The following is a 23,682-nucleotide window of genomic DNA, read 5'->3' as shown; positions in this document are numbered from 1 at the left end:
ATTAAGTCGTGGATGCGGTGCATCCGACACGACCGGTTGTGCCGTTGACACTACACATGAACGTATTTTTACCTGCATCGTCAAAGACAACGGTCGGATTGACACCGCGTGGTTTCAACATGAACGTTTCGTGCAGGACGACGTTTTTCATAAATTCTGCGGTAATAGGTTTATGGAGATAGTTGACCCGCGCCACAACCGCGCCTGAATTGACACTGATCAGGCGGTTGCCAATATCGGCAGGATTATAGGTTGCCGCACCCCGCGTAATCGGGCCACCCAAACGGGCATAGCCAATGCGTTGTCGTGTGTTTGATCCATCATTTAGCATCTCATAACTAGACACTTCGATTGTAAGGTTGCTGATGCTGTTTGGATTAACATTCATCACAGCCAAAGTGGCTTCCATGATGTCTTGCATCTCTGCCCGGTCAATCACTGTTAATTGTGTGACCAAATCGCCAACAACGTTCGCGGAATGAGACACCTTACGATCAGCCGAAACCGCCATAGAAATTTCTAATAGTCCAAAATACATCACGAGCATCACAGGCGCGATAAAAGCAAATTCAATCGCGGCGACACCTTGGGTATCATCGCGAAAACCTTTGATAAAGCGTTTGGTTTTCACGGCCGCTGCTGTGCGCATAAAGCATGTTTTCAAAGACGTTAAAGACGTTAAAGACGTTGTTTTCATCATATCACCATTCATCTTTTTCTAGCATCCGCTCGGGAAGGGTTCGTTACGAAACGCCGTTATGGCTTCAATAACGCGAACATTACCCGTCGTTGTGTTCAGCCGTGTCAGCGCAGAGGGCAATGTCAATTTGTAATGATACTGCGCGCGAACAATCACAGGGGCACGACCCGCTGTGACGTCATAATCATCGGCGGCGATAGGCGGTTCAACATCAGCGTCATAGCCGGGGTCGCCTGGTTTCTTCTCAACAGGTAGATCCGCAAGCATATCAGGTTCAAAACGCCCGCTGCCTGATGTCTTCACATCAATACGCATCCGGGTCGTGCATTTGCTGCCGCCTGACATCTTATTGCAGACTTCGGTTTTAAAGTTTGCCGGTGTGCCACATGATTTTTGGAATACACCCGTCCGCACATCGCGTGCCGTCTCAGATAAGGCATAGTTAAGAGACGCGCCCAAGAAAAAGACAATGCCTAATTCCAAAACGGAAAACAGCAGCATACAAAACGGAATAATCAAAATCGCAAATTCGACGGCGGTCGCGCCGTCTTCTTTTTTGCGGTACTGACGCGCTTTGGCACGTATATAATGTGCTAGTTTAAGCATAATAACCCCACGGTATTTTGGGGTAAATTAGGCAAAAGGCGTTAAAATGCCGTCAAAAGATAGTGTTAACAAATCGTAAATTTAGCTAGCAGTGAGCGCTTAAGCGCTTTGAAAGACGCTATACATCTGAATTAGCGTGGCGAATTATCACTCAACCCACCTGACAACGCCGCCGCAGGGGCGGACATGGCCGATGTTGGGCCGCTAGCGACTTGATTAGAGATCGTTCCGCCGTTGCCCAAGGGGGTGAAGGCGGTCAAGAAATCGCCAGCATCGCCGAGCGCAGGTGCCGGCATACATTCAGGTGTGCAGCTAAAGGTTTGGCGGCCTTCGCCGATATTATAAAGACGGACACGACCCCGCGGGGGTTTGTCTACGACTTGAATGTCTGTGTTCATAATTGTCTGTCCCGCTTCGTCCAGGACAATCAGATTTGTTTCACCAAAACTCCGGCCAATAACCAAGATGATATCACTGGAATGAATGGACACATCGGCAATGGTTGGATCGCCAATGATAATCGCAGAAGCTGGCGCGGGCAGGCGCACCATTTCGTTTTTATTGAGCGGCACCGTGTAAAACTCACCATGGGTTTGACCCATATGGCTCTGCGCAATTGCAATATTGCTAAGGCTAAGCGTTGCGATGATAGTCGTCGCGCTCAGAATGGACTTAAACCGTGCGGTCAATGTCGGTAAATACGAAGGTGTCATAGGAATTCCCACTAAAGACTTTGACAAACACTAACGAAATGAAGTGAACGAATTGTTTACAACGTAAAACTTGAGGCCTTTATCTCATAACGCGGTCTTTATCCCTTAAAATTCTGCACGGCATTCGTCGTGTGCAAAGCGCCCAAAACACTCCCTATATATAATGACCCTGTTTTAGGGGGTGAGGCGGCTCCTTATAATAGGCACTTTATAATGGGCTATGGGGCATACCTCTAACGCATTGAAATTTTACCAAAATTTTACCACGTTGCTTAAACGGGCGGTAATGTGTGCTCTCTATAAGGGTCATCAACAGGGACATCCCTGTGAGGGATTATCCTCATAACCTAAAGCACACGTGGGAGTATGCTATGAAAAATCTGATGACACGTTACATCAATGACGAATCCGGCGCGACAGCAATCGAATACGGCCTTATCGCCGCTTTGATCGGTGTTGCTCTTATTACTGGCGCGAAAGCTGTCGGTACACAGTTGAACACTAAGTTTAACGGTATTTCTGACGAAGTTGCAAAAGCGTAAGCTTAGCTACTTTCAAAACGTCAAAGTTTTGGAAAAGGGTCGTTCCATCGGAGCGGCCCTTTTTTGTGCGCAGAACAAAGCTCATTATATATGGCGTTACACAAATCAAACCTTACGGCCCTAACGCATTGAAATTTTACCAAAATTTTACCACGTTGCTTAAACGGGCGGTAATGTGTGCTCTCTATAAGGGTCATCAACAGGGACATCCCTGTGAGGGATTATCCTCATAACCTAAAGCACACGTGGGAGTATGCTATGAAAAATCTGATGACACGTTACATCAATGACGAATCCGGCGCGACAGCAATCGAATACGGCCTTATCGCCGCTTTGATCGGTGTTGCTCTTATTACTGGCGCGAAAGCTGTCGGTACACAGTTGAACACTAAGTTTAACGGTATTTCTGACGAAGTTGCAAAAGCGTAAGCTTAGCTACTTTCAAAACGTCAAAGTTTTGGAAAAGGGTCGTTCCATCGGAGCGGCCCTTTTTTGTGTGCAAGTCTCTCAGAAAAGCGCCGTTTTTTGCCAGTCTCAGAAACGGGCTATTAACCCTCTTGGGCTATGGTGTTTCAAAATAAGACTGCCCCAAAGTGGGCGAATGGGGTGGGAGTAACACCATGATTTTATCCTTTTTAATGTTGATGCTATTCGCGGCAACGATGATCACAGCGGCTCTTAAAGATGCCTCGACCATGAAAATACCCAATTGGGTTAGCCTCGCCGTATTAGGCGCATTTTTTCTGGCTATCCCCTTTGCCTGGCAGGGGTGGGGTAATTTCGGCGAACATATGGCTGTGGGTGGCACCATGTTCTTACTTGGTCTGGTTTTGTTTGCGCCGGGATGGCTTGGCGGGGGTGATGCCAAGCTTTTGGCGGCAACGGCCTTTTGGTGGACCTGGACTGATCTGCTTTATTACATCACTTACACAACGCTAGCGGGCGGCGTTATCGCGCTGTTTATCTTGATTGGGCGTAAATATATCCCGGTTCAGGTTATGACTATGCCGTGGATGCACACGATGTTCCGTGACCAGACAAAGATGCCTTACGGTCTTGCGCTGGCCTTTGGTGCCTTGGCGACGCTACCACAAAGCAACATTTTCCAATATGCGGCAGGCCTCGGTTAGGGCAGCCAACAGGTCATCAGCGCCGTAAAGCACGGTGCTGGCGACCTTACGTCATTATTATTGGGCGCGTTAACGATTTATTTGTCCGCGATTCATACAAATTAACCATGCTTTATCGAATAGCGTCCAATGTGGGGTGGTATTTGGGAATTGAGAGGGCATATGGACACGAAACGACTCATCATTTTTGCAGCCCTCGCGGGTCTTGGCTTTGTCGTCTTTACACAGGCGCAAAAGCTTAGCCAACCAACGACGTCTGGGCCTGTGGAAACAATCGTCGAGAAGGTGGCCTATCAGGACATTTTGTCAGCGTCGACTGACATCCCGTTCGGGGGGCGCTTGAACGAGCAAAATATCCAATGGAAACAGTGGCCTGAAGAGGCCATGTCCGAAGAATATATCAGTCGGGAGCTTCAACCCGAAGCCCTAGAAGAATTTTTAAACGGTGTTGCAAAATCTCCGATTTATGCAGGCGAGCCGCTATCCTCACGCCGTGTTGTCTTGGTCGGTGACAAAGGTCTTATGTCGGCCTTACTAGAGCCTGGTATGCGTGCCGTTGCGTCGGATATTACAACCGAATCAGCGGCGGGTGGTTTTATCCAACCCGGTGACCGCGTCGACATTATCTTAACAACAGAAGTCACACAAAGTCGGGCTTTGGCAGCGGTGCAGACGTTTGAAGACCGTTATGCCAGCGATACAATTTTTGAAAATGTCCGTGTTCTGGCGATTGATCAGATTTACGACGTTGACGAGGAAGGCGGCGCGGCCATCACAGGTACGACCGCGACGTTTGAGATGAGCCAAGAAGACGCCGAATTATTCCAAATGGCAATTGCTGCGGGTGATTTGGCGCTGACGCTGCGTCCACTGACATCCGCTGGCACCGCTGGCGCATCAAGTCGGGCCAAAGGACGCAAAAAGAAAAAGACAAATTCAGCGCTGACCGTTTACCGCGGTGGGCGACCTGAACAAGTCGCAATCATTAGAGGTCAATAATATGCGCTGGACCCCCCAATTTCCCGCCGCAAAATCTATAACGTCCCGACCCGCCAAAGCGGCTATCGCGGGAATGGTTGCCCTTCTAATGGCAGGTACAGCCTTTGCTGGAACGCGGTCATATTCACAGCTGGGCACACAAACCAGCAGCGAGATTACGATTCAGTCACCGGGTGAGAGTGCGCATTCTCGCTCTATCATTATCCCATTTTCAAAATCAACTCGGATTGATCTGCCCATGCCCATGCATGAGGTGATTGTGTCAAATCCCGATATTGTCGAGGCGATGGTCCATACATCAAACCGCGCGATGCTAATCGGTAAACGCCCCGGGCAAACCAATGCCTATTTCTACGGCCAAGACGGGCAAGAACTTTTAAGTCTTGAAATTCGCGTGGAACGTGATGTTAAAGGCTTGCGCGACTTATTTGCAGAACATGCCCCCAAAGCGGATGTCCAAGTGCAAGCAGTTAATGATAATATCTTGCTTACTGGCAGTGTGCCCAATGCGGCCTCGGCGCGGCGTGTTCAATCCATTGCTGAAATGTGGCTCGACGAGAATACGGAAGGAAGTGGCGACGGCGAAGTTGTGAGTCTGATTTCTATCTTGGGCAAAGACCAAGTGCTTTTGAAAGTGCGAATTGTTGAAATGCAGCGCTCTATTACGAAACAAATGGGTGTGAATCTGACGGCCATCGGTCAATTAGGCGAATCCACTGTATCACTAATGAGCCAAAACGGATTATCCCCGGGATCAGGTCTGGAACTTGACGGTACCTTTAATAATGTTGCGGGCGGTGCCCTTCAATCGCTCGGTCTTGGGCTGCAAGCGCTAGAACGTGTCGGTCTAATCCGCACACTCGCCGAGCCAACCTTGGCGGCTGTATCTGGCGAGACAGCCAATTTCCTATCAGGCGGCGAATTTCCGCTTTTGACCAATGTTTTTGTTGATGAAAATGGTCGTTTGCAGCGCGAATTTGATTTTAAGCCTTATGGTGTCTCACTAGGCTTTACGCCTGTTGTGCTATCTGAGGGTCGTATCTCGCTTAATATTTCGACGGAAGTTTCTGAACCGACCACTGAGGGCTCTTTTGAAACTGGGGGTGTAGCGTCTGATATTTTGGGTCTGCGCGTTCGTCGGGCCAATACAGTGGTTGAATTACCAGCGGGCGGTAGCCTTGTGATTGCGGGTCTTATTCGCGAAGAAACACGTCAATCCGTTGACGGAGCCCCGGGCCTTAAAGATATACCTGGGCTAGGCGCAGCATTCCGTAATCGTGATGATCTGACCAGCCAAAGCGAACTTGTTATTATCGTGACGCCCTATTTGGTCGATGCAACACATCCTGACAAATTACAAACACCGCTCGATGGTTATATCCCGGCAGAGGACAAAGACAGCCTGCTGATGGGTCGCTTGAACAAGGTTTATAATAGTAATGGTACAAAACTCTCGGCGAGCAATACGCCGGGTACATTTGGCCATGTGGTAGATTAGGGGGCCTTATGACTGTTTCACGCTTTGATATGAAATTGCATCTTTGCCAAAAGATGGGCCAAAAAACGCCTGTGTTCAAAAAGAGACCTGCGTCTAAGGCTTTGGCTTTGGCGCTTCTGTCTGGAATTATGCTAAGCGCATGTTACGCGACGCCCTCTGTTCCGACACGGCCCAGCTCTTTTGCCAACCCCATTCAAATCTCGGAATCGATTGAACGGCTAGAGTTATATTCGCGCCCCAACGGCATGGAATTATCTTCCCGTGATCAAGATGCCGTGGCCAGCTTCATTGCGGCCTATGGCCAATTTGGTGATGGTCCGCTTTATATTAACGTGCCGCGCCAATCAGCAAGCGGCATGGGAACGCAACAAGCAGAAAATATTGTGCGTCAAGCGGCTATGCAAATGGGTGTGTCCCAAGCCGTTCAAGCGGGTCAGTATCAATCTCGGCCCGGGACGCCTGCGCCAGTCGTTGTGTCTTACCGCCGCTTAAAATCCGTGCCGCGCAATTGCCGCGCATTGGGTGATATGATGTCAACAGATTTGAACCAACCCTATGCAGGCTGGGGCTGTGCTCATAATGCCAATTTGGCAGCTATGGTGCAAAACCCGCGTCAGTTCCTAGAACCCTACGGCATGGGCCCGTCCAATGCTGAACGCCGTTTGGAGATACATGACAAATATATCGAAGGTGAGATTACGGCGTCAGAGTTCCCAGAACGCCAACTCGTAACCGCCGATAGTGAATAGGGCCCTTGTTTCCTTTAACCGCAATAACGCACAGCTTTTATTAAACCGCTTTTGATTACCCGGATGACCATGATGACACAACACAATCAAAATACCCGTGCAGCGGCTTATCCATCACCGACGCCCCAAGGTACGCCGCAGATGGCGCCCGCTGCTGCGCCCGCGCCCGCTCATCCTGGGATTGCCCCGCAAGCCGTGCCGTCACCCGCACCGCAAATGCCGCGTGCTCCGATGCCCGCGCCTGCACCACAACAGGGTTATGCGCCCCAGCCGCAACATCAGCCCCAGCATCAGCCGCAGATGGCACCGCCGGCGCATAGACCCCATGCGCCCGCGCCTCAGATGGCACCGCAGATGCCGCCTCAAATGCCGCCTCAAATGTCGCCTACGGGTCACATGCCGACAGCTATGCCAGCCCCTGTTGCTGCACCGCCTGCTATGGCCGTCACAGAAGATATTGCGCGTGAGGGCGGAGAAAAAGCGCTGCCGTCAATTTCCATTCATGCCTTTTGCGACCGTCCCGATACAGCGGGCGCGATCAATCAAACCCAAAATGATTGGCGCATGAAACGCACGAACCTGAAAATTTACATGGGCGGCTTGCCTGCGGCGATCGATTTTTATCACAAGGAAAGCACACCCGGAACGATTATGATCGAAACCGGAATGCGTGGACCAGAGTTGTTTGCCCAACTAGAGCAGCTTGCCTCCGTCTGTGACGCGGGAACAAAAGTTGTTGTGATTGGTGCGGCCAATGACATCCGTCTTTACCGTCAACTGATGGACCAAGGGGTGAGTGATTATTTGGTTCCGCCGCTTTCTCCCATGACAATTATTCATGCATTGGGTGATATTTATGCTGACCCTGAACAGCCATTCGTGGGCCGTGTTGCTGCGTTTTTTGGCGCAAAAGGCGGCGTGGGCAGCTCCACATTGGCGCATAATATTGCGTGGTGCCTATCAGAACGCATTGGCAAAGAAACAGCCCTTGTTGATCTTGACGCGAGCTGGGGCACGACGGGTCTTGATTTTGCCTATGATAATTCACAGGGTTTAGAAGAGGCTTTGGCCGAACCTGATCGTTTGGACGAAACATTGCTTGACCGCATTATGATTCGGCACACGCCAAAACTGTCTATCCTGCCAGCCGCGGGATCGTTGGGATCAAACCCTGTTATGACGCCAGATGCCTATGAGGCCGTGGTTGACGCAGTCCGCAGCGTAAGCCCGCTAACCATTTTGGATATGCCGCATTATTGGTCAGATTGGACAACCCGTGTTTTGACAGGCTGTGATGATATTGTGATTAGCGCGACACCTGATTTGGCAAGCTTGCGCAACACGAAAAACCTAATTGATTTTCTGCGGGCCAAACGCCCCAATGACCCTGATCCTATTCTGATCTTAAACTGTGTTGGGATGGTCAAAACAGGTGAAATCTCTGTCAAAGATTTTGGCGCAACTGTTGGTCTTGATCCTGCCGTTACGCTAGGCTTTGATCCTATGAGCTTCACCGAGGCCATGAATGACGGTAAAATGCTCACTGATATTAAATCAGCAAGCGCCCATGTTTCAGGATGTGAATATGTTGCGTCTCGACTTGCAACGGGACGTTTCCCAGTCATGTCCAATTCGAAATCCAGTGGTCCTCTCGGCTTTTTAAGTGCGGGTAAAGGCAGCAAAGATAAAGCGTCGAAAGCCTCCGGTGGGTCCATTCTCTCCAAGCTAACGAAGAAGAAATAATATGTTTGGAAAACGCGCCACAGGCAGTGCAGCTTTATCTGCCCCACCGACCGAGACTCGAGATGCCCCAAAGCCCAAGCCAGAGGCAACGGCGCCCGCACCTGCTGCGCCTGTAAAAAAGGCCGCGCCTCGTAACGAGGGATCGGATGAATATTACGAGACAAAGGCCACGATTTTTAACGCTTTGTTTGAAACGATTGATGTGTCGGCTTTGGCAGGCATGCAATCAGACAAAGCGCGTGAAGAAATTCGTACAATTGTCGACGAAATTATTGCCATTCGCAATGTGCGCCTATCTGTTGCGGAACAAAACCAACTCATTACAGAAATCTGTGATGATATTTTGGGTTACGGCCCGCTAGAGCCTCTGCTTGCGCGTGATGATATTGCCGATATCATGGTCAACGGCGCGAAACATGTCTTCATCGAAACCAATGGTAAGATGGAAAAAACGAATATTCGTTTCCGCGACAATCAGCAATTAATGAACATCTGTCAGCGTATTGTGTCCCAAGTCGGCCGCCGTGTTGACGAAGCATCGCCGATTTGTGATGCGCGCTTGCTCGACGGTTCTCGGGTGAACGTGATTGCGCCGCCGCTTGCGATTGATGGCCCTGCGCTAACCATTCGTAAATTTAAAAAGGACTCGCTACGCCTAGAAGATTTGGTCAATTTCAAATCCATCTCTCCTGCGGGGGCGAAGGTTCTTGAAATTATCGGTGCGTGCCAATGTAATATTGTTATCTCTGGTGGTACGGGTTCAGGTAAGACGACGCTTCTGAATTGTTTGACCAGTTTCATTCACCCTGACGAACGCATCGTTACTTGCGAAGATTCCGCTGAATTACAACTTCAGCAGCCCCATGTTGTGCGCCTTGAAACCCGCCCACCAAATTTGGAGGGCAAGGGTAAAATCACGATGACTGATTTGGTGAAAAACTGTCTGCGGATGCGTCCTGAACGCATTATTGTGGGTGAGGTTCGTGGCCCCGAAGCCTTTGATTTGCTGCAAGCCATGAACACAGGCCATGACGGTTCAATGGGAACGCTCCACGCCAACTCTCCGCGCGAAGCCCTCTCTCGTTTGGAGTCCATGATTACAATGGGCGGCTTCTCTTTGCCTGCGAAAACTATTCGCGAAATGATTACGGGCTCTGTTGATATTATTGTGCAAGCCGCGCGCCTACGTGACGGCTCTCGCCGGATTACACGCATTACCGAAGTGCTCGGCATGGAAGGCGATGTCATTGTGACCCAAGACTTACTTGTCTACGAAATGGACGGCGAAGACGCGGACGGAAAAATCATCGGCTCACATAAATCAACAGGTATTGCTCGTCCTGCGTTTTGGGACCGTGCGCGCTACTTTAACCTTGAAAAACAGTTGGCTGAAGCCTTGGACGAGGCAGGAAACTAGATGGATCAGGCCCTTATATTACCCGCCGCTCTTGCGGCTATGGTTGTGCTTCTGGGCTTTATGTTTTTGTCTGGTGGCGACAATTCAAGTAAAAAACGCGTGGCTGCAATTTCAAGCGCCTCTGGGACAAAAGCGGGCAAAAGTATGTTCGGGTTTTTAAAATCCGAAGAAGGCGGCTCACGCCGTAAGCAGATTGAAGAAAGCCTCGGCAAAATTGAAGAGGTTCAAAAAGACAAGAAGAAGCGCATTAAATCCCTCGAATCTCGCCTTATTCAAGCCAATTGGAAAATGAAGAAACAGGGCTTCATGATCATGTGCGTTATTCTGGCCGTGATTGCGGGTGGTGTTCCGTTCTCTATGGGGGCTGATTGGAAATTATGTGCAGGTGCGGCCTTGGTCGTGGGCTTTGGACTGCCGCGCTGGTGGATGGGGTTGATTATTACCCGCCGCCAAAAGAAATTTATCGCGCATTTTTCTGATGCGATGGACATTATTGTTCGCGGTGTTCGCACAGGTCTACCGCTTGGTGACTGTCTTAAGATTATCGCGCATGAAAGTCCTGAACCTGTGCGCACAGAGTTTCAACTGCTTGTCGAAGGGGAGTCCGTTGGTGTCCCGATTGAGGTTTGTCTTGAGCGTATGTATGACCGCATGCCGCTGTCTGAGGTTAACTTCTTTGCGACCGTTTTAAATATTCAGCGCTCTACTGGTGGTAATTTAGGCGAAAGCTTGGCGAACCTATCCAATGTTTTACGCGCGCGTAAAATGATGCGCGAGAAGATTAAAGCGCTCGCGGCTGAGGCCAAAATGTCGGGTATCATTATTGGCTCGCTCCCGATTGTTGTGATGGCGCTAATTTCTGTGGCCTCACCCGATTATATGACAGAGCTTTACACGACATCCACGGGTCACAGAAACCTGATGATTGGCGCGGTGATGATGGTCGTCGGTACGCTTGTGATGAAAAAAATGATTAACTTCAAGTTCTAACGGATAGAGACGTTTATGAATCCCGCATCCGCAGCCATGTTTCAAAATGCCCTTTACGGGGTCATGGCGCTGCTTGTGGTCATGGCGATATACACCTTATTGTCCCCGTTTTTTGAAGGCGATAAACTTAAAAAACGGATGAGTTCAGTTGCCGACGCCCGCGAAGGCATGCGCAAAGCGCGTATGGATTCCATTAATAAAGAACGCGGACTGCGCAGTGACGGTAAGGGCTTTATCAAGAACGCTGTGGACGGGCTCAGCCTTGAGAAGCTATTAGAAGCATCTGACCTGCGCGATAAACTCGCCCAAGCGGGACTGCGCGGACAAAAGCCGATGTATCTGTTTTACTTCGCGCGGCTATTGATGCCTGTTGGCTTGGGTCTATTTACGCTCATATTTATTTTAGGCCTTAACATTGGTGATCACACATTCGAACAACGCTTAGCAATTACAATCGGCAGCATCGCTTTTGGCTACTATGCCCCGGCGATCTATTTGAAAAACCGTGCGGGTAAGCGCCTAAAATCAATTATGCCGGTTTTCCCTGACGCGTTGGATCTGCTGCTCATTTGTGTTGAATCAGGAATGTCGGTCGAGCTCGCCTTTGCCCGTGTGGCGTCGGAAATGGCCGATAGTTCTGTTGAATTGGCCGAAGAATTTTCGCTTACCACGGCTGAACTATCTTATTTGCCGGGCCGTCGCCAAGCCTATGAAAACTTTGCCCGCCGTAACAAACACCCGGGTATTAAGTCAGTCTCGACCGCCCTTGTTCAGGCCGAGCGCTACGGTACACCCCTTGGGGATACATTGCGGACCTTGGCCAATGAAAACCGTGCCATGCGGATGATGGCGGCCGAGAAAAAAGCGGCGGCCTTGCCAGCCCAGCTAACGGTTCCTATGATCCTGTTCTTCTTGCCGGTTCTGTTTATCGTTATCTTGACACCAGCCGCGATGCGTATTGGTAGCAGCTTCTAATTAGCGTATCAGAAATCAGATAAAAAAACGCGCCTCCAAGACGGGGCGCGTTTTGCATTGTAATTATGGTCGGGTGCGTATTAACGCCGACGTGCAGGACCGCGCGGTTGCGGGGCTTGCTGGTTCTGACTTTGCTGTCCCCAGTTCTGCGGCGCGTATTGCTGCACAGGCTGCGTATTGGGGCCGTAATTTTGTTGTCCATATCCGGGCAAGCGTGTTGGGGCGTAGTCATTGCCTTGGGGTGCGCGACCCCCTGCCAAAGCTTGGTTAGCGGGCACACCCATGGCAGAGCGCGGTCCAACAGTGTTGGCAATCGTCTCAAGCACTGTACTTTGCGGCGTAGGCGCGCCGGCGGGGACAGTCACACTGCGGCCCTGGCTACGAGCTGCGGCGGCCCGTGCGGCGTCCATTGCCGTTTTAGGCGCGGATTGAGGCGCTGCGATAGAGTCGTTACTGGAGCCTCTTAGTGAGCTCGCAGATGGGCTATTGCTATAGCTGTAATTCGCGGTCGCCTGCGGTGTATTGCGGGGCGTATTATAGGGCGTATTAAGCCCAGCCGCGGATGGGGCTTGCGGGTAAGATGAGCGCGCTTGTGTGTTTTGCGGCGCGACTTGTTGTTGAGGGCGAGCAAGTTGACGCGGCGAGACGGCATTTTTATCAGCGATGCTCAACGTGTTGCGATACTCTTGTGGTGCGCCGTATGGGTTCAGCTGTTGTTGCTGCGCGCGCGCAGGCTGTATTGACGTTTGTGGATAGCTCTGAGTGGGTGCGCGTTCAGCGGTTTGACTTGGCGGGGGTGTTTTGCCTTGTAATTGCAAAACAAGGTCTAGGTTTTGGCGCACGCCAGCGCTGGCCCCTGGGATAGCCGCCGCACGACGCAGCCATGTCTCCGCGGTGGCAGCGTCCCCTTGCAGAGCAAAGGACAAGCCCATATTCGCCAAAATTGATGGATCATTTGGTGTAATGGAAAGCGCGCGGCCGTAATGTTTGCGCGCTTGCTCATACTGCTCGCCTTGGTCAAGCGCAGCCCCCATCAATGACCAAAGTCGGGCATATTGTGGCGCTAAACGCAATCCATCTTGCAGGGGTTTAATGGCGTCCGCGCCGCGCTCTGTCGCGATCAAAGCAGCGGCAAATTCAGCTGTTAAATAGGGATCACGCGGATGCATGGCGCGCGCCAGTTGTGCGGTCTCGACCGCCTTGGCGGGGTTGCCGATTTTGCGCAGCGCAGCGGATAGCTTTACCGCACTTTCAAGGTCGCCAGGATTTAATTGATATTCCCGCGCCCAAAAGGCCGTTTGCGCAAAGGGGGTTTGGGTCTCAATATTATCGCGCGCTGTGCGGCTGGCGGGTTGGTAAAGACCTCCGTCCAAACTGTCGACGATGCTTTGTTCTTTTTCTGTATAGTTTTGAGCCACAGAACAAGCGCTGAGCGCTACAGCGGACAGGCCCGCAAGCAAAAGCCCTTTGAGATTTAATTTGGAAACGTTTAAGTTAGCCATATCCGGTCAATCCATTATCAAAAGAGTAAGCGAAGCCGCAATGTCGGTTGTGTCGGCATAAGAATTCGTTAACAAACGTAAACAAAGTCGGTTAATAAGTGGTAACCAAGCCTTCATATCCATATCAAACTGGACGCCACTACGTTATGACAGTGTAACGGTAACCCTATAAAGACAGCGCCAGTTAAAGCGCAGCATAAAGAGAGTTCTATGGCCCACCCTAAATCTGTGACTTGCTTTACGACGCGCAAGGATTTTGACCGAAGCCATGACGGCAACCCTTTGCCGGTTCATGTTTGCCGACCCGATGGTTGGGATGCTGTCAGGGCGTCTCTTAGTGCCACGCAACAAGCCTTTGCCGATGCGCGCGGATTTCGCGGCGACACGGGACAACGTATTCGCTTGCCCGGCAATGACGGTCATTTTACAGCTGTCCTATTCGGTGCAGGGCCAGTAGACGGTGACGTTCTTGGACCCATACGTTTGGGTCAATTGGCAACCTTCTTATCAGGCGGCGGTGTTTATGAGCTAATCACCATGCCGGACGACTGGACATCGGCGCAGGCCGCCGTTGGCTGGGGATTGGGTGCCTATAAATTTGATCGATACTTGCCTGAAAAATACACGCCCGCAATTTTAGTGCTAGACGCTGCGCATCGCCCGGACGAGACAATTGCGCTTGTCTCTGCCGTGCATTTTGGCCGTGATTTGGTCAACACCCCCGCCGCCGATATGGGGCCTGTTGCCTTGCATGACGCGGCCATAGCGGTAGCAGAAAAACATGGGGCAGAGATATCTGCTATCATTGGTGATGATTTGCTCGACCAAAACTATCCCATGATTCATGCCGTGGGTCGTGCAGCCCATGAGGCCCCGCGTCTTGTTGAATTTCAATGGGGTGACCCAACCCATCCAACCTTGGCCATTATCGGCAAAGGTATCACCTTTGATACGGGCGGTCTGAATATTAAGGGCGCGTCTGGCGCGCGCATCATGAAAAAAGATATGGGCGGCGCGGCGCACGCTTTAGCCTTAGCGGATATGATTATGGGCTGCGGCCTGCCTGTCCGCTTACATGTCTTAGTCTCCATTGCCGAAAACGCGATTAGCGCCAATGCGTACCGCCCCGGTGATATCCTGACCTCTCGCACAGGGTTGACAGTCGAGATTGACAATACAGATGCCGAAGGCCGCTTGGTTTTGGGTGATGCATTATGTAAGGCCGCCGAAGCCGAGCCTGACTTAATGATTGATTTCGCGACGTTGACGGGGGCTGCGCGTGTTGCGCTTGGCCCAACATTGCCGCCGTTTTTTTCCAACCGTAAAGCCCCTGTCGCGGCGATTTTGGAAAAAGCGGACAGTCAACATGATCCGCTATGGCATATGCCGTTATGGCAGCCCTATAACAGCCTGCTTAGCTCCCCCATTGCTGATATGAAAAACGCAGGCGGTAGTTTTGCCGGCAGTGTGACAGCGGCCTTGTTCTTGGAACGTTTTGTTAAAGGGCGGCCATGGATGCATTTAGATGTCTATGCTTGGAATCCGACCAGCCAACCCGCCCATCCGGCGGGCGGTGATATGTTTGCGCTTCGCGCGATATTTCACTGGTTAAAGGCGGGCGGTTTGAACGGTGATTTTTCGCAATAAACGACCCGTCATCGCGCCGTAGAGCAGCCCCGCGATTAACACTGTCAGTGGCAGGGTCATGCCCACGAGTTGCGGGCCAGACATATTTGGGAAACCCATCAGAAGTAATTGCGCTATCGGCCAATTAAGCATGTAAAGCGCCGCTGTCAGGGCGGGCCAATTATCTGCCCATGACAATTTGGGCGTCGTTGATGTCGCCAGAAGATAAGCGCTGTAACCCCATGCTACACATAAGCTAATCTCTATCAGGGGCGACCACGGCCCGAGGTAATGATGAGCGGTTGCAATGACAAAGGCTGTGGCAATAACGGCTGTCTTGACTGTCAATGATGTCGGCAATTTGTCACGGTAAGCCCACACTGTCATGCCAATCACAAAGGCATAAGCCAGTCGCAGCGCTGTAATAATCGCAATCAGGTTTTGCCAATCATTTTGGACGGCTAGATAGGTGATGGCGACATAGCTGCCTGTCGTAAGAACGGATAATCCCAAAAGCACAGGCGGCTGTATCAGCTTATGATATCGGCCTAATACCGCGGCCCCAATATGAAACACAAGACCCCAGCGTAACGTCCAAATCGCGCCTTGGATAAGACACGTATAGGCAGCATCATCGAGCAAACCAGGCAGGGGCCGTCCGGGATCAAGGCCCGTAATAGTCAGGAAAAAATATGTGGCGAGTGACAGTAACGTCGCGACGTTCCATTGCCCGACATCCGCGCACATTGGATAGACGACTAGAACAACACTGGCGGTGATAGCGATAAGAACAGGCCATGTGCTGCGGATGCGCGATTTTAAATAAGTCCAGCCATATCGGCCCGCTTGCAAACTCCGTAGCGCTAAAAGACCTGAAAAAAAGAACAAGATTTGAACGCCAATCCAACTGGGTTGATAGCCTAGATGCGCCCCAATTTCGTGCGCTTGTGGTCCAAGCGGCATCGTCGAGGCATAGCCCATCGCGATGACGAGCACGGCCAAAACACGTATTGCGGTCAGTCGCGGTAACCATAACCCGCTATGCACTACCGTGCGCACAGGGGGCTTAATAGCGGCGTTTATGTCGGTATTGTGGTTCACCAGCGGGTTCCGTTGTTATCATTACGCTAAAATCCTAGCGTAAAAGTCTTAAAATTTATTGCCTTTACGGGGATTTAGCCCCCATGCGGGCTGATTTTTACCTTTGGCCCTTGACCCGCGAATCATCACTGTGCGAATCTTTTTCTAAAGTGATTTGTTTTTCACGCGATTAAATAAGGGAGAGGGGTTATGTCGGCATATTCACAGCGTACATCGGCCTCTCAATCGCCGCCGCGCAACGCCTCTGCCCGCAGCGTCATGCCACGCCTGAACAATGGTGATGCCTTGGCGCTTTGGCACCGCGTGACATTGGATAGTGTGTTGGGCGACAGTCCTGATTTGACGTCACGCCAATTTGCCTTGTTAACGACGGTCTATTTGGAAGGCGGGCCGCACACTGTGCGGTCTCTCGCTGCGCGGCTAGGCGTGACCAAGGCCGTTATTACGCGCGCGGTCGATACGCTGGTTGGCTATCACTTTATAGAACGGGCCCCAGACCACCGTGATAAACGCTCGATTATCATCAAGCGTACAGCACGGGGTTCGACGTTTTTAACAGCCTTTGCAGAGACCATTCGTACGGAAATGAAATTGGGTCAAATAAACTCTGTCGCTGCTTAAATCATCCGACACCACGGCCCATAAAAAAGCCCCGACCAAGGTGAGGGCTTTGCTATCACTATGTTGGGTGCGATTATTGTTCGACCATCTCTGGTGTCTCAATAGGGGCATCTTGGGCTGTCATTTCTTCTATGACGGCGCCAGGGTCGGCTTCGACAACAACTTCCTCTGTTGGGGCTGGGTCAAAGGCAGCGACCTCTGGCCGCGGGATTGGATTGGCTGCACCCGTGCGAAGATATTCAATGACGGCCGCACGATCCTCAGGCTTCTTTAGGCCAATAAAATTCATGTTTGTGCCAGAGATGTAACGACCTGGACGTTCCAAAAATCCATCCAGGCTAGCGTAAGTCCAAGTTTTGCCCGATGTCTTTAGGGCATTTGAATAGGCAAATCCGTCATGCACTGCGGCTGGTGCGCCCACGACACCGTAAAGGTTCGGGCCTGTACCATTGGCTCCGCCAGCTTCGTTATTGTGACATGATACGCATTTTTTAAATACGCGGGCACCCCGGTCTGCGTCCATGGCGGCAACCCATTCTGCTTGAGGGAACGGCGCTTTAACTTCTTCGACGACAGGACCTTCGGTTGGTAGTTCTAGCGCATAGGCAGGCACATCTGGTGCTTCGGAATGTACAATGCTGTGGGACACTTCTTTTAAAAGCATAAAGCCGAGCGCTGTTGCGAGAATTGCGCCAGCAATTTTGTTAAAGCCAAGTTCGTCCATGATAATGTCCCTTTAGTCTAGGTCCTCTACCGCCCGTGTCATGAGGGCTTATTGGTGGTCTTTTATAAAGATATACCGCGATTGCAAATTGAAAAGGCTGTCTTGGGTCAAAAATACCGTAAAAGACTTGCGGTCTATGGTCGCAAAGCCAAAAAACCCCGCTATAACAGCGCAATGACACCGTTGATTATCATTCCAGCCCGCATGGCCGCGACTCGCCTGCCAGGAAAGCCTTTGGCTGATATTGGCGGTACGTCTATGATTGTGCATGTGATGAGACGCGCGCAAGAGGCGGCGATCGGTCCTGTGGTGATTGCGTGTTCAGAAACTGTCGTCAAAGACGTGGTTGAGGCTGCGGGTGGTCGCGCCGTTATGACTGACCCTGAGCTTCCGTCGGGCACAGACCGTGTTAAAGCATGCGCGGATATTATCGACCCTGATGGTCAGCATGATATTATTGTCAATGTTCAAGGCGATATGCCAACACTAGACCCTGGGGTAATCAAGGCCATATTGGCGCCGTTTGATAATTCTGATGTGGATATGACAACAGCGGCTGTGGCGACATCTGATGCGCGAGAGATTAAAGACCCTAATGTTGTCAAAGCCGTCATTGCTGGCGATGGACGCGCGCTGTATTTTACCCGCGCAAGCGCGCCAAGCGGCGACGGTCCTATCATGCATCATTTGGGATTATATGGCTACCGCCGCGCTGCGCTTGACCGTTTCTGCGCGCTACCGCCGTCCCCATTAGAGCGCCGAGAAAGGCTAGAACAGCTGCGCGCGTTAGAGGACGGTATGCGTCTTGACGTCGTTATTGTCGACGCGGCCCCACATGGTGTGGACACGCCCGACGATTTAGACCGTGCGCGACAATTGCTTTTAAAAGATATAACGGAATAAAACGATGACACAGACGATTGTTTACCAAGGTGAGGCGGGGGCCTATTCTCATTTGGCTTGCCAGTCTTATTATCCCAATTACGTAGCCGAGCCCTGCACAAGCTTTTCTGCCGCGTTCGATGCTGTGCGCAGCGGCCGCGCAGCACTGGCTATGATTCCTGTTGAAAATACCGTCGCGGGGCGCGTCTCTGATATTTATCACCTACTGCCCGAAGGCGGGCTGCATATTATTGGCGAGCATTACTTGCCTGTGCATCATCAGTTATTGGCTGTGCGGGGGGCGAAAATCGGGGATATTAAATCTGCGCGTTCTCATCCTATGGCTTTGGGCCAGGTCCGCAAACGGCTCCAAGATATGGGCATCAAAGCGGTCAATGATGTCGACACAGCGGGTGCCGCCCAAGCGGTCGCAGCGCTTGGCGACAAATCTGTGGCGGCAGTTGCTTCCAAACTGGCTGGCGAAATTTACGGGCTAGAGCGTATGGCGGAAGACATAGAAGATGCCGCCCATAATACCACGCGGTTTTTAATTTTGGCATCAGAGCCGTTATCAATAGCGCGTGGAAGCCAGCCCGTTGTGACCAGTTTCGTGTTCAAAGTCCGCAATGTGCCGTCCGCTCTTTATAAAGCGCTCGGCGGGTTCGCGACTAACGGTTTAAATATGACGAAGCTTGAAAGTTACATGGTCGATGGGTCGTTTTGGGCAACGCAGTTTTATGCCGATGTCGAAGCTCATCCTGATGACCCTGGGATGGTGCATGCCATGGAAGAACTCGCTTTTTTCTCGGATATGCTTTTGATGCTCGGCACCTATCCCGCAGATGACGGGCGACTCAATCGTGATGGCACCTAAGGGTTTAGACATTCACAAAGCCGTGACAGGCTGTGATTGGTTTTAAGAGAAATAAGCAGTAAAGAGCGACTATGAAATATTTAATGATAGCCCTCGCCGCCCTTTTCTCACTGACCCTAAGCACGCCGTCTGCCTATGCCGATAGCGACCCTATTTATACAAGTTGGCGTAATAATACGGCTGTTGGCGGTTTTGATAGCGTTAGCTTTTTCTCTGGCAAACCGCTTGAGGGAAATAAAGACTTCGCGGCCGAATATAAAGGCGCAACATGGCATTTCGCGACGCGTGCAAATTTGGATTTGTTCACGGCTAATCCCGAAGCCTTTGCGCCTCAATATGGCGGTTATTGTGCTTGGGCCTTAGCGCAAGGTAAGCTAGCCAAAGGGTCGCCAAAACATTGGACGGTGCTGGACGGACGGTTGTTTTTGAACTTTAACGCCCGTGTGCAGCGCGATTGGGAGGCAGATAAAGATGACTTTATTATCGATGCTGATAAACGTTGGCCTAATATTTTAATGGATTAAACTATCCAATTAGGACTAAGGTCGCAAAAAAAAGGGGATGAGTTATGGATAAGATAAAACGGTTTTTACCACATGTTTTGGCGTTATTTTGCAGCGTGATTTTCCTCGATAGCTTGCGCTATAAATTTACAAACCACCCCAATACCCAAGAAATATTTGGGCGTCTGAATGATTGGGCCGCGACACTGGGTGCGGATGGATTATTCGCGCAAACGGGCCTGTTTTCACAATATGTCATTGGCGTTGGCGAATTGGTGGCCAGTGCGTTGTTGTTGCTCGGGTTTTTTCCTGCCCTTCGCCGCTTGCAAGGATTTGGCGCGCTTAAAGGCCTCGGTATTATGACGGGCGCGATTTCGTTTCACCTGTTTACGCCGCTTGGGATTGATCCCAATAATGACGGCGGCGGCTTGTTTATGGCTGCCTGCGCTGTTTGGCTATCATGCTTAATTATTGCGGTTATTCGCCGAGATGAGATTATTGCAGGGCTATGCGGAATGGGCCGCGCGCTTATTGGGCGTGAGAAAAAAGCTTAACCCTCTTTCAGCCAATGGCGCAGTAATTGATGTGCAATCGTGAAACGCGGCGGGCGTTTAAACGCGTCACTCCGCTTGGCAAAAACGGCTTCGACTTCATCCCTAGAAAACCAACGGGCGTCTTCAATCTCATTGGCGTCAATGACTAACTCGCGGTCATCGGTTTCGCATATCAGGCCAATCATCAACTGACTTGGAAACGGCCAAGGTTGGGAAAAAACATAACGGGGTGATTTAATTGTCACGCCGACCTCTTCAAATATTTCGCGGGCGCAACCCTCTTCAATGGTCTCGCCTGGGGAGACAAAGCCGGCTAGGGCGGAAAAGCTGCCCTCTGGCCAGCCGTGGCCACGCCCCAACAAGCAATCATCGCCGTTAATAACAAGCATGATCGTCACGGGGTTCACGCGGGGAAAGTGCGCCGCGCCGCAGCTATCGCATTGACGTGTTGTACCGCCACGATTTCCCCGCGATCCCGCCCCGCATTTTGCGCAAAAGCGGTGTTCATCATGCCAATCAAACAGGGACTTTGCCTGTCCAGCCAGCGCTAGCTCCATCGGGGATAATTGCGCGGCAACCACCCGCATATCTTGGAAACTCTCAATCTCTGTCAGTGCGTTTTCAGTGGAAATTGAAAACGCAAACACAGGCACATCGCCCTGCTTGCCTAAAAATAATGGGCCAGGGTCGGCAATGTTTTGTCCAATTAAGTCATTGGGCTTCACCCATTTTAGCCCGCCTTCGGGCAGCAGCGCAGGACGCCCTCGGTCTAGCAACATAGCTTTGGCCTTGGGGTCATTTAAAAATGCTTGCAGCTCCTTTGGGTCACGCTCATGCTCGCAGGCGTTCAAGTCATTGCCAGCAAAGGGCATGGTAAATGATGATGTGCTCATGAAAGCCTCCCGATTAAGGGCACTGCCTAACGGGTTTTAAAGAGGCTGCCTAGAGATAATTTTATGGGGTTTCACGGCGCTGCGTGACTATCATGGGCATGCCGTCCTCTGGCTGCACTGTGATGCGCATCAGCGGCCACGGCGGGCTGTCGCTATTATAATCAAAACGATAATGTTTAAATATAATGGCCATTAAAATAGCGGCTTCTTGTAGCGCAAATCGCTGCCCTATACAGACGCGGTGACCCATACCAAATGGCAGATATTGGAAGCGGTCAATTGCGCTCGCGCGTTCGCCCATGAAACGCGACGGGTCAAACGCATCGGGTCGGTCCCATAATGTGCGGTGACGGTGCAGCGCCCATAAATTGACCATAACATTAGCGTTTTTAGGAATCTCTATACCGTCATATTCATCAGCGTTTATAGCGTAGCGCGATATAATCGGCGCTGGTGGGTAAAGGCGCATTGTCTCGTTAAAGCATGCCATAGACCACGGCATATGGGCCGCCCACTGCTCTGGCGGTAACGTCGTATCCAGCGCGTCGACCTCCGCCTCTAACTGATCGCGGGCTTTGGTATCTTGGGACAATAAATAGGCGAGCCACGTCAGGGCGCGCGAGGTTGTCTCATGACCTGCCCCGATAAATGTCACGATATGATCTTCAATTTCCGCGTCTGATAAAGGTCCGTCAGTATCCTCGACTTTTAAAAGTAAAGTCAGAAAATCATCAGGCACATCAACGCTCGCCTCTATGCGGGCACGGCGGTCTTGGGACAACTCCTGCACGAGGGAGCGCAGCCGCTTGACGGCCCGCTGGCCTTCACGATTGCCAAAGCGTGGAATAAATTTCGGCACACCCAGAATATCCATTGGATTGGGTTTGCCCAGTGTGGATAGGAATATCCCGACATCGCGCAGAACAGCATTGCTTTCACCGCCGATTTCCGCCGAAAATAAGGTGTCTGATAATACGAGATAGGCGAGGCGCAACATGGCTTGGTTAAAGTCTACGGGCTCGCCGCTTTTGAATAAATTTGGCAATTCACGTGTGACTGTTGCGCTCATTTTTGGCGCGAAAGCTTTGGTATGGCGCGGTGTAAACAGCGGCGATAGCGCACGACGCGCGCGTTTCCATATGCGCCCTTCGGCTGTGATTAATCCGTCTTTTAGGATAGGGCGCAATATGGCTTGGCGAATAGAGTTCAGGCCGTAATTTTCTGCTTGCTCGACAAAGATATATTTAATCATGGCGGGATTGCACGGCACGATTAGGCTTTGGCCAAACATCGACGCAACAACATAGGGCTTTGTGCACGTCACCTCTGTTGTCGCGGCGACTGCGTTACGGCTTATCGCACGGGTGGACTGTAGCTGGTCAATCAGATCCCAATCATCGGGGTCTTTGGGCATAGGGACGGGGGCAGAGGGAACAAAATAACCGTCCTCCCACCGGGGGGCTGGACGAAAGTTATAATTGTGACGGGCCATAATGCCTCCTCATATTCATCCTATCCACGCCAATGTTTTAGTCAACAAACGTCCGTGCATAGCCCTCTTGCGTTTGTGGACTGCTTTGGGCATAAGCCTGCGCGGAAGGTGGCTTTGGACGGATCTCTCGCCAACTTGGTCAGGTCGGGAACGAAGCAGCCACAACGAGTCTTTTTCGGGTCAGAGTTCACCTTCCACCTTGCACTCGGAAAACGCTTGAGCGTAGCGAAGGCAGTCGTGATTTCGAGTGGGCGCGAAGCGACGTAATCGTTTGCGATTACACAAAGCCATTTGTCCTTTTATCGCCATGCGGGCCTTCCTTATACCGTCTTACATTCCCGGTCTCCCCTTTCTAGCCGCAGGTTACCTTCTGAGAACTTTCTCGGAACTATCCTTCGTCTTGGTCGTTAATCTGGCACTATTAACAAGGAACCCATTTTTTATGACGCAGACAAAAACCGACACAATGACTCTCAAGCTTGATAATAACATCGCCTATATGACTGTAACCGGTAAAATGAGCGACGAAGATATGAAAGAGGCGCTGAACTGGTTTGATACTGTCACAGAAGAACATGGCGACGTACAATTGTGCGTCGATATTGCGAAAATGGACTTTCCAAGTCTGAAAGCTGTTAAACAAAGTTTTGTGCGGCTTGGCGATATGCTCCGTTATCCCAATGACATCGATAAATGCGCCGTATTGACCGATAGTTCGTTTCTGCGGTCTACCGCCGAGGTCGAAGGCGCAGTCATCCCCGACCTTGAGATACAGGCCTATGACATGGAAGCCCTCCCACAGGCCGTAAACTGGCTCAAAGCTGCATAGCTAATTTAAACAATTTTAA

The 23,682-nt window shown here is 51.1% G+C and carries 25 protein-coding genes and 1 other RNA gene; 18 read left to right on the top strand and 8 right to left on the bottom strand.

Annotated elements, in window-relative coordinates; all coding sequences use genetic code 11:
- Window position 1 precedes the first annotated feature (1 nt).
- From AB6B37_RS12430 to AB6B37_RS12420, 3 genes are all read right to left on the bottom strand, one after another.
- Window positions 2-700, bottom strand: a complete 699-nt coding sequence (locus AB6B37_RS12430) for a TadE/TadG family type IV pilus assembly protein (protein WP_371396129.1) — start codon at window positions 698-700, stop codon at window positions 2-4.
- An 18-nt stretch (window positions 701-718) separates the two neighbouring features.
- Window positions 719-1,306, bottom strand: coding sequence for a TadE/TadG family type IV pilus assembly protein (locus tag AB6B37_RS12425; protein ID WP_371396128.1), 588 nt, complete (start codon window positions 1,304-1,306; stop codon window positions 719-721).
- 131 nt (window positions 1,307-1,437) lie between these two features.
- The gene (locus AB6B37_RS12420; RefSeq protein ID WP_371396127.1) at window positions 1,438-2,019 is read right to left on the bottom strand and encodes a pilus assembly protein N-terminal domain-containing protein; all 582 of its coding nucleotides are present in this window, start codon (window positions 2,017-2,019) and stop codon (window positions 1,438-1,440) included.
- A 371-nt stretch (window positions 2,020-2,390) separates the two neighbouring features.
- On the opposite strand from AB6B37_RS12420, the gene AB6B37_RS12415 reads away from it, so the two are divergent.
- The 10 genes from AB6B37_RS12415 to AB6B37_RS12370 all read left to right on the top strand — a co-directional run bounded on the left by AB6B37_RS12415 (window position 2,391) and on the right by AB6B37_RS12370 (window position 12,062).
- Complete coding sequence (locus AB6B37_RS12415; RefSeq protein ID WP_371396126.1) at window positions 2,391-2,561, top strand: Flp family type IVb pilin; 171 nt, start codon at window positions 2,391-2,393, stop codon at window positions 2,559-2,561.
- Window positions 2,562-2,819: 258 nt separating this feature from the next.
- Window positions 2,820-2,990 carry a Flp family type IVb pilin gene (locus AB6B37_RS12410; RefSeq protein WP_371396126.1) on the top strand — a complete coding sequence of 57 codons (171 nt, stop codon included), beginning with the start codon at window positions 2,820-2,822 and terminating at the stop codon, window positions 2,988-2,990.
- Window positions 2,991-3,181: 191 nt separating this feature from the next.
- Window positions 3,182-3,691: a prepilin peptidase gene (locus AB6B37_RS12405; protein WP_371396125.1), complete on the top strand. Its 510-nt coding sequence runs from the start codon at window positions 3,182-3,184 to the stop codon at window positions 3,689-3,691.
- A gap of 162 nt (window positions 3,692-3,853) precedes the next feature.
- Window positions 3,854-4,690: a Flp pilus assembly protein CpaB gene (gene cpaB / locus AB6B37_RS12400; RefSeq protein WP_371396124.1), complete on the top strand. Its 837-nt coding sequence runs from the start codon at window positions 3,854-3,856 to the stop codon at window positions 4,688-4,690.
- A gap of 1 nt (window position 4,691) precedes the next feature.
- Complete coding sequence (locus AB6B37_RS12395) at window positions 4,692-6,188, top strand: type II and III secretion system protein family protein (protein WP_371396123.1); 1,497 nt, start codon at window positions 4,692-4,694, stop codon at window positions 6,186-6,188.
- An 8-nt stretch (window positions 6,189-6,196) separates the two neighbouring features.
- Entirely contained in the window at window positions 6,197-6,937 is a 741-nt protein-coding gene (locus AB6B37_RS12390) for a CpaD family pilus assembly protein (protein ID WP_371396122.1), read from the top strand.
- A gap of 69 nt (window positions 6,938-7,006) precedes the next feature.
- The gene (locus tag AB6B37_RS12385) at window positions 7,007-8,680 is read left to right on the top strand and encodes an AAA family ATPase (protein WP_371396121.1); all 1,674 of its coding nucleotides are present in this window, start codon (window positions 7,007-7,009) and stop codon (window positions 8,678-8,680) included.
- Window position 8,681: 1 nt separating this feature from the next.
- Window positions 8,682-10,097: a CpaF family protein gene (locus AB6B37_RS12380; RefSeq protein ID WP_371396120.1), complete on the top strand. Its 1,416-nt coding sequence runs from the start codon at window positions 8,682-8,684 to the stop codon at window positions 10,095-10,097.
- Window positions 10,098-11,087, top strand: coding sequence for a type II secretion system F family protein (locus AB6B37_RS12375; RefSeq protein ID WP_371396119.1), 990 nt, complete (start codon window positions 10,098-10,100; stop codon window positions 11,085-11,087). It abuts the gene before it with no gap.
- A 15-nt stretch (window positions 11,088-11,102) separates the two neighbouring features.
- Window positions 11,103-12,062: a type II secretion system F family protein gene (locus AB6B37_RS12370; protein WP_371396118.1), complete on the top strand. Its 960-nt coding sequence runs from the start codon at window positions 11,103-11,105 to the stop codon at window positions 12,060-12,062.
- A gap of 80 nt (window positions 12,063-12,142) precedes the next feature.
- On the opposite strand, the gene AB6B37_RS12365 is transcribed toward AB6B37_RS12370, so the two are convergent.
- The gene (locus AB6B37_RS12365) at window positions 12,143-13,564 is read right to left on the bottom strand and encodes a tetratricopeptide repeat protein (RefSeq protein ID WP_371396117.1); all 1,422 of its coding nucleotides are present in this window, start codon (window positions 13,562-13,564) and stop codon (window positions 12,143-12,145) included.
- A gap of 210 nt (window positions 13,565-13,774) precedes the next feature.
- Between AB6B37_RS12365 and AB6B37_RS12360 the strand changes: the two genes are divergently transcribed.
- Complete coding sequence (locus AB6B37_RS12360) at window positions 13,775-15,211, top strand: M17 family metallopeptidase (RefSeq protein ID WP_371396116.1); 1,437 nt, start codon at window positions 13,775-13,777, stop codon at window positions 15,209-15,211.
- Here AB6B37_RS12360 and AB6B37_RS12355 read toward each other — a convergent pair.
- Entirely contained in the window at window positions 15,173-16,291 is a 1,119-nt protein-coding gene (locus AB6B37_RS12355; protein WP_371396115.1) for a hypothetical protein, read from the bottom strand. The two genes, AB6B37_RS12360 and AB6B37_RS12355, sit on opposite strands and share 39 nt — an antisense overlap.
- Window positions 16,292-16,549: 258 nt before the next feature.
- Between AB6B37_RS12355 and AB6B37_RS12350 the strand changes: the two genes are divergently transcribed.
- Window positions 16,550-16,912, top strand: a complete 363-nt coding sequence (locus tag AB6B37_RS12350; RefSeq protein WP_371398454.1) for a MarR family transcriptional regulator — start codon at window positions 16,550-16,552, stop codon at window positions 16,910-16,912.
- Window positions 16,913-16,985: 73 nt separating this feature from the next.
- Here AB6B37_RS12350 and AB6B37_RS12345 read toward each other — a convergent pair whose 3' ends face one another.
- Entirely contained in the window at window positions 16,986-17,636 is a 651-nt protein-coding gene (locus AB6B37_RS12345) for a cytochrome c family protein (protein WP_371396114.1), read from the bottom strand.
- Between the two features lie 174 nt (window positions 17,637-17,810).
- Between AB6B37_RS12345 and AB6B37_RS12340 the strand changes: the two genes are divergently transcribed.
- From AB6B37_RS12340 to AB6B37_RS12325, 4 genes are all read left to right on the top strand, one after another.
- Window positions 17,811-18,539 (top strand): 3-deoxy-manno-octulosonate cytidylyltransferase, encoded by a 729-nt coding sequence (locus AB6B37_RS12340; RefSeq protein WP_371398453.1) that lies wholly within the window; start codon window positions 17,811-17,813, stop codon window positions 18,537-18,539.
- Window positions 18,540-18,543: 4 nt separating this feature from the next.
- Window positions 18,544-19,392: a prephenate dehydratase gene (locus tag AB6B37_RS12335; RefSeq protein ID WP_371396113.1), complete on the top strand. Its 849-nt coding sequence runs from the start codon at window positions 18,544-18,546 to the stop codon at window positions 19,390-19,392.
- 71 nt (window positions 19,393-19,463) lie between these two features.
- Window positions 19,464-19,916: a YHS domain-containing (seleno)protein gene (locus AB6B37_RS12330; protein WP_371396112.1), complete on the top strand. Its 453-nt coding sequence runs from the start codon at window positions 19,464-19,466 to the stop codon at window positions 19,914-19,916.
- A 44-nt stretch (window positions 19,917-19,960) separates the two neighbouring features.
- On the top strand, window positions 19,961-20,449 hold the full coding sequence (locus AB6B37_RS12325) for a hypothetical protein (RefSeq protein WP_371396111.1): 489 nt from the start codon (window positions 19,961-19,963) through the stop codon (window positions 20,447-20,449).
- Here the strand turns inward: AB6B37_RS12325 and nudC are convergent.
- Both nudC and AB6B37_RS12315 read right to left on the bottom strand, forming a co-directional pair.
- Window positions 20,446-21,342, bottom strand: a complete 897-nt coding sequence (nudC, locus tag AB6B37_RS12320) for an NAD(+) diphosphatase (RefSeq protein ID WP_371396110.1) — start codon at window positions 21,340-21,342, stop codon at window positions 20,446-20,448. The two genes, AB6B37_RS12325 and nudC, sit on opposite strands and share 4 nt — an antisense overlap.
- 61 nt (window positions 21,343-21,403) lie before the next feature.
- Window positions 21,404-22,834: a cytochrome P450 gene (locus AB6B37_RS12315; RefSeq protein WP_371396109.1), complete on the bottom strand. Its 1,431-nt coding sequence runs from the start codon at window positions 22,832-22,834 to the stop codon at window positions 21,404-21,406.
- A 103-nt stretch (window positions 22,835-22,937) separates the two neighbouring features.
- Between AB6B37_RS12315 and ffs the strand changes: the two genes are divergently transcribed.
- Together ffs and AB6B37_RS12305 are read left to right on the top strand one after the other, a co-directional pair.
- An RNA gene (ffs, locus tag AB6B37_RS12310) (signal recognition particle sRNA small type) lies at window positions 22,938-23,033 on the top strand.
- A gap of 243 nt (window positions 23,034-23,276) precedes the next feature.
- Entirely contained in the window at window positions 23,277-23,663 is a 387-nt protein-coding gene (locus AB6B37_RS12305; RefSeq protein WP_371396108.1) for an STAS/SEC14 domain-containing protein, read from the top strand.
- Window positions 23,664-23,682 lie beyond the last annotated feature (19 nt).

It is taken from the genome of Fretibacter rubidus, assembly GCF_041429785.1.
Lineage (GTDB): Bacteria > Pseudomonadota > Alphaproteobacteria > Caulobacterales > Maricaulaceae > Fretibacter > Fretibacter rubidus.
This window is presented reverse-complemented; position numbering and strand designations above follow the sequence as displayed.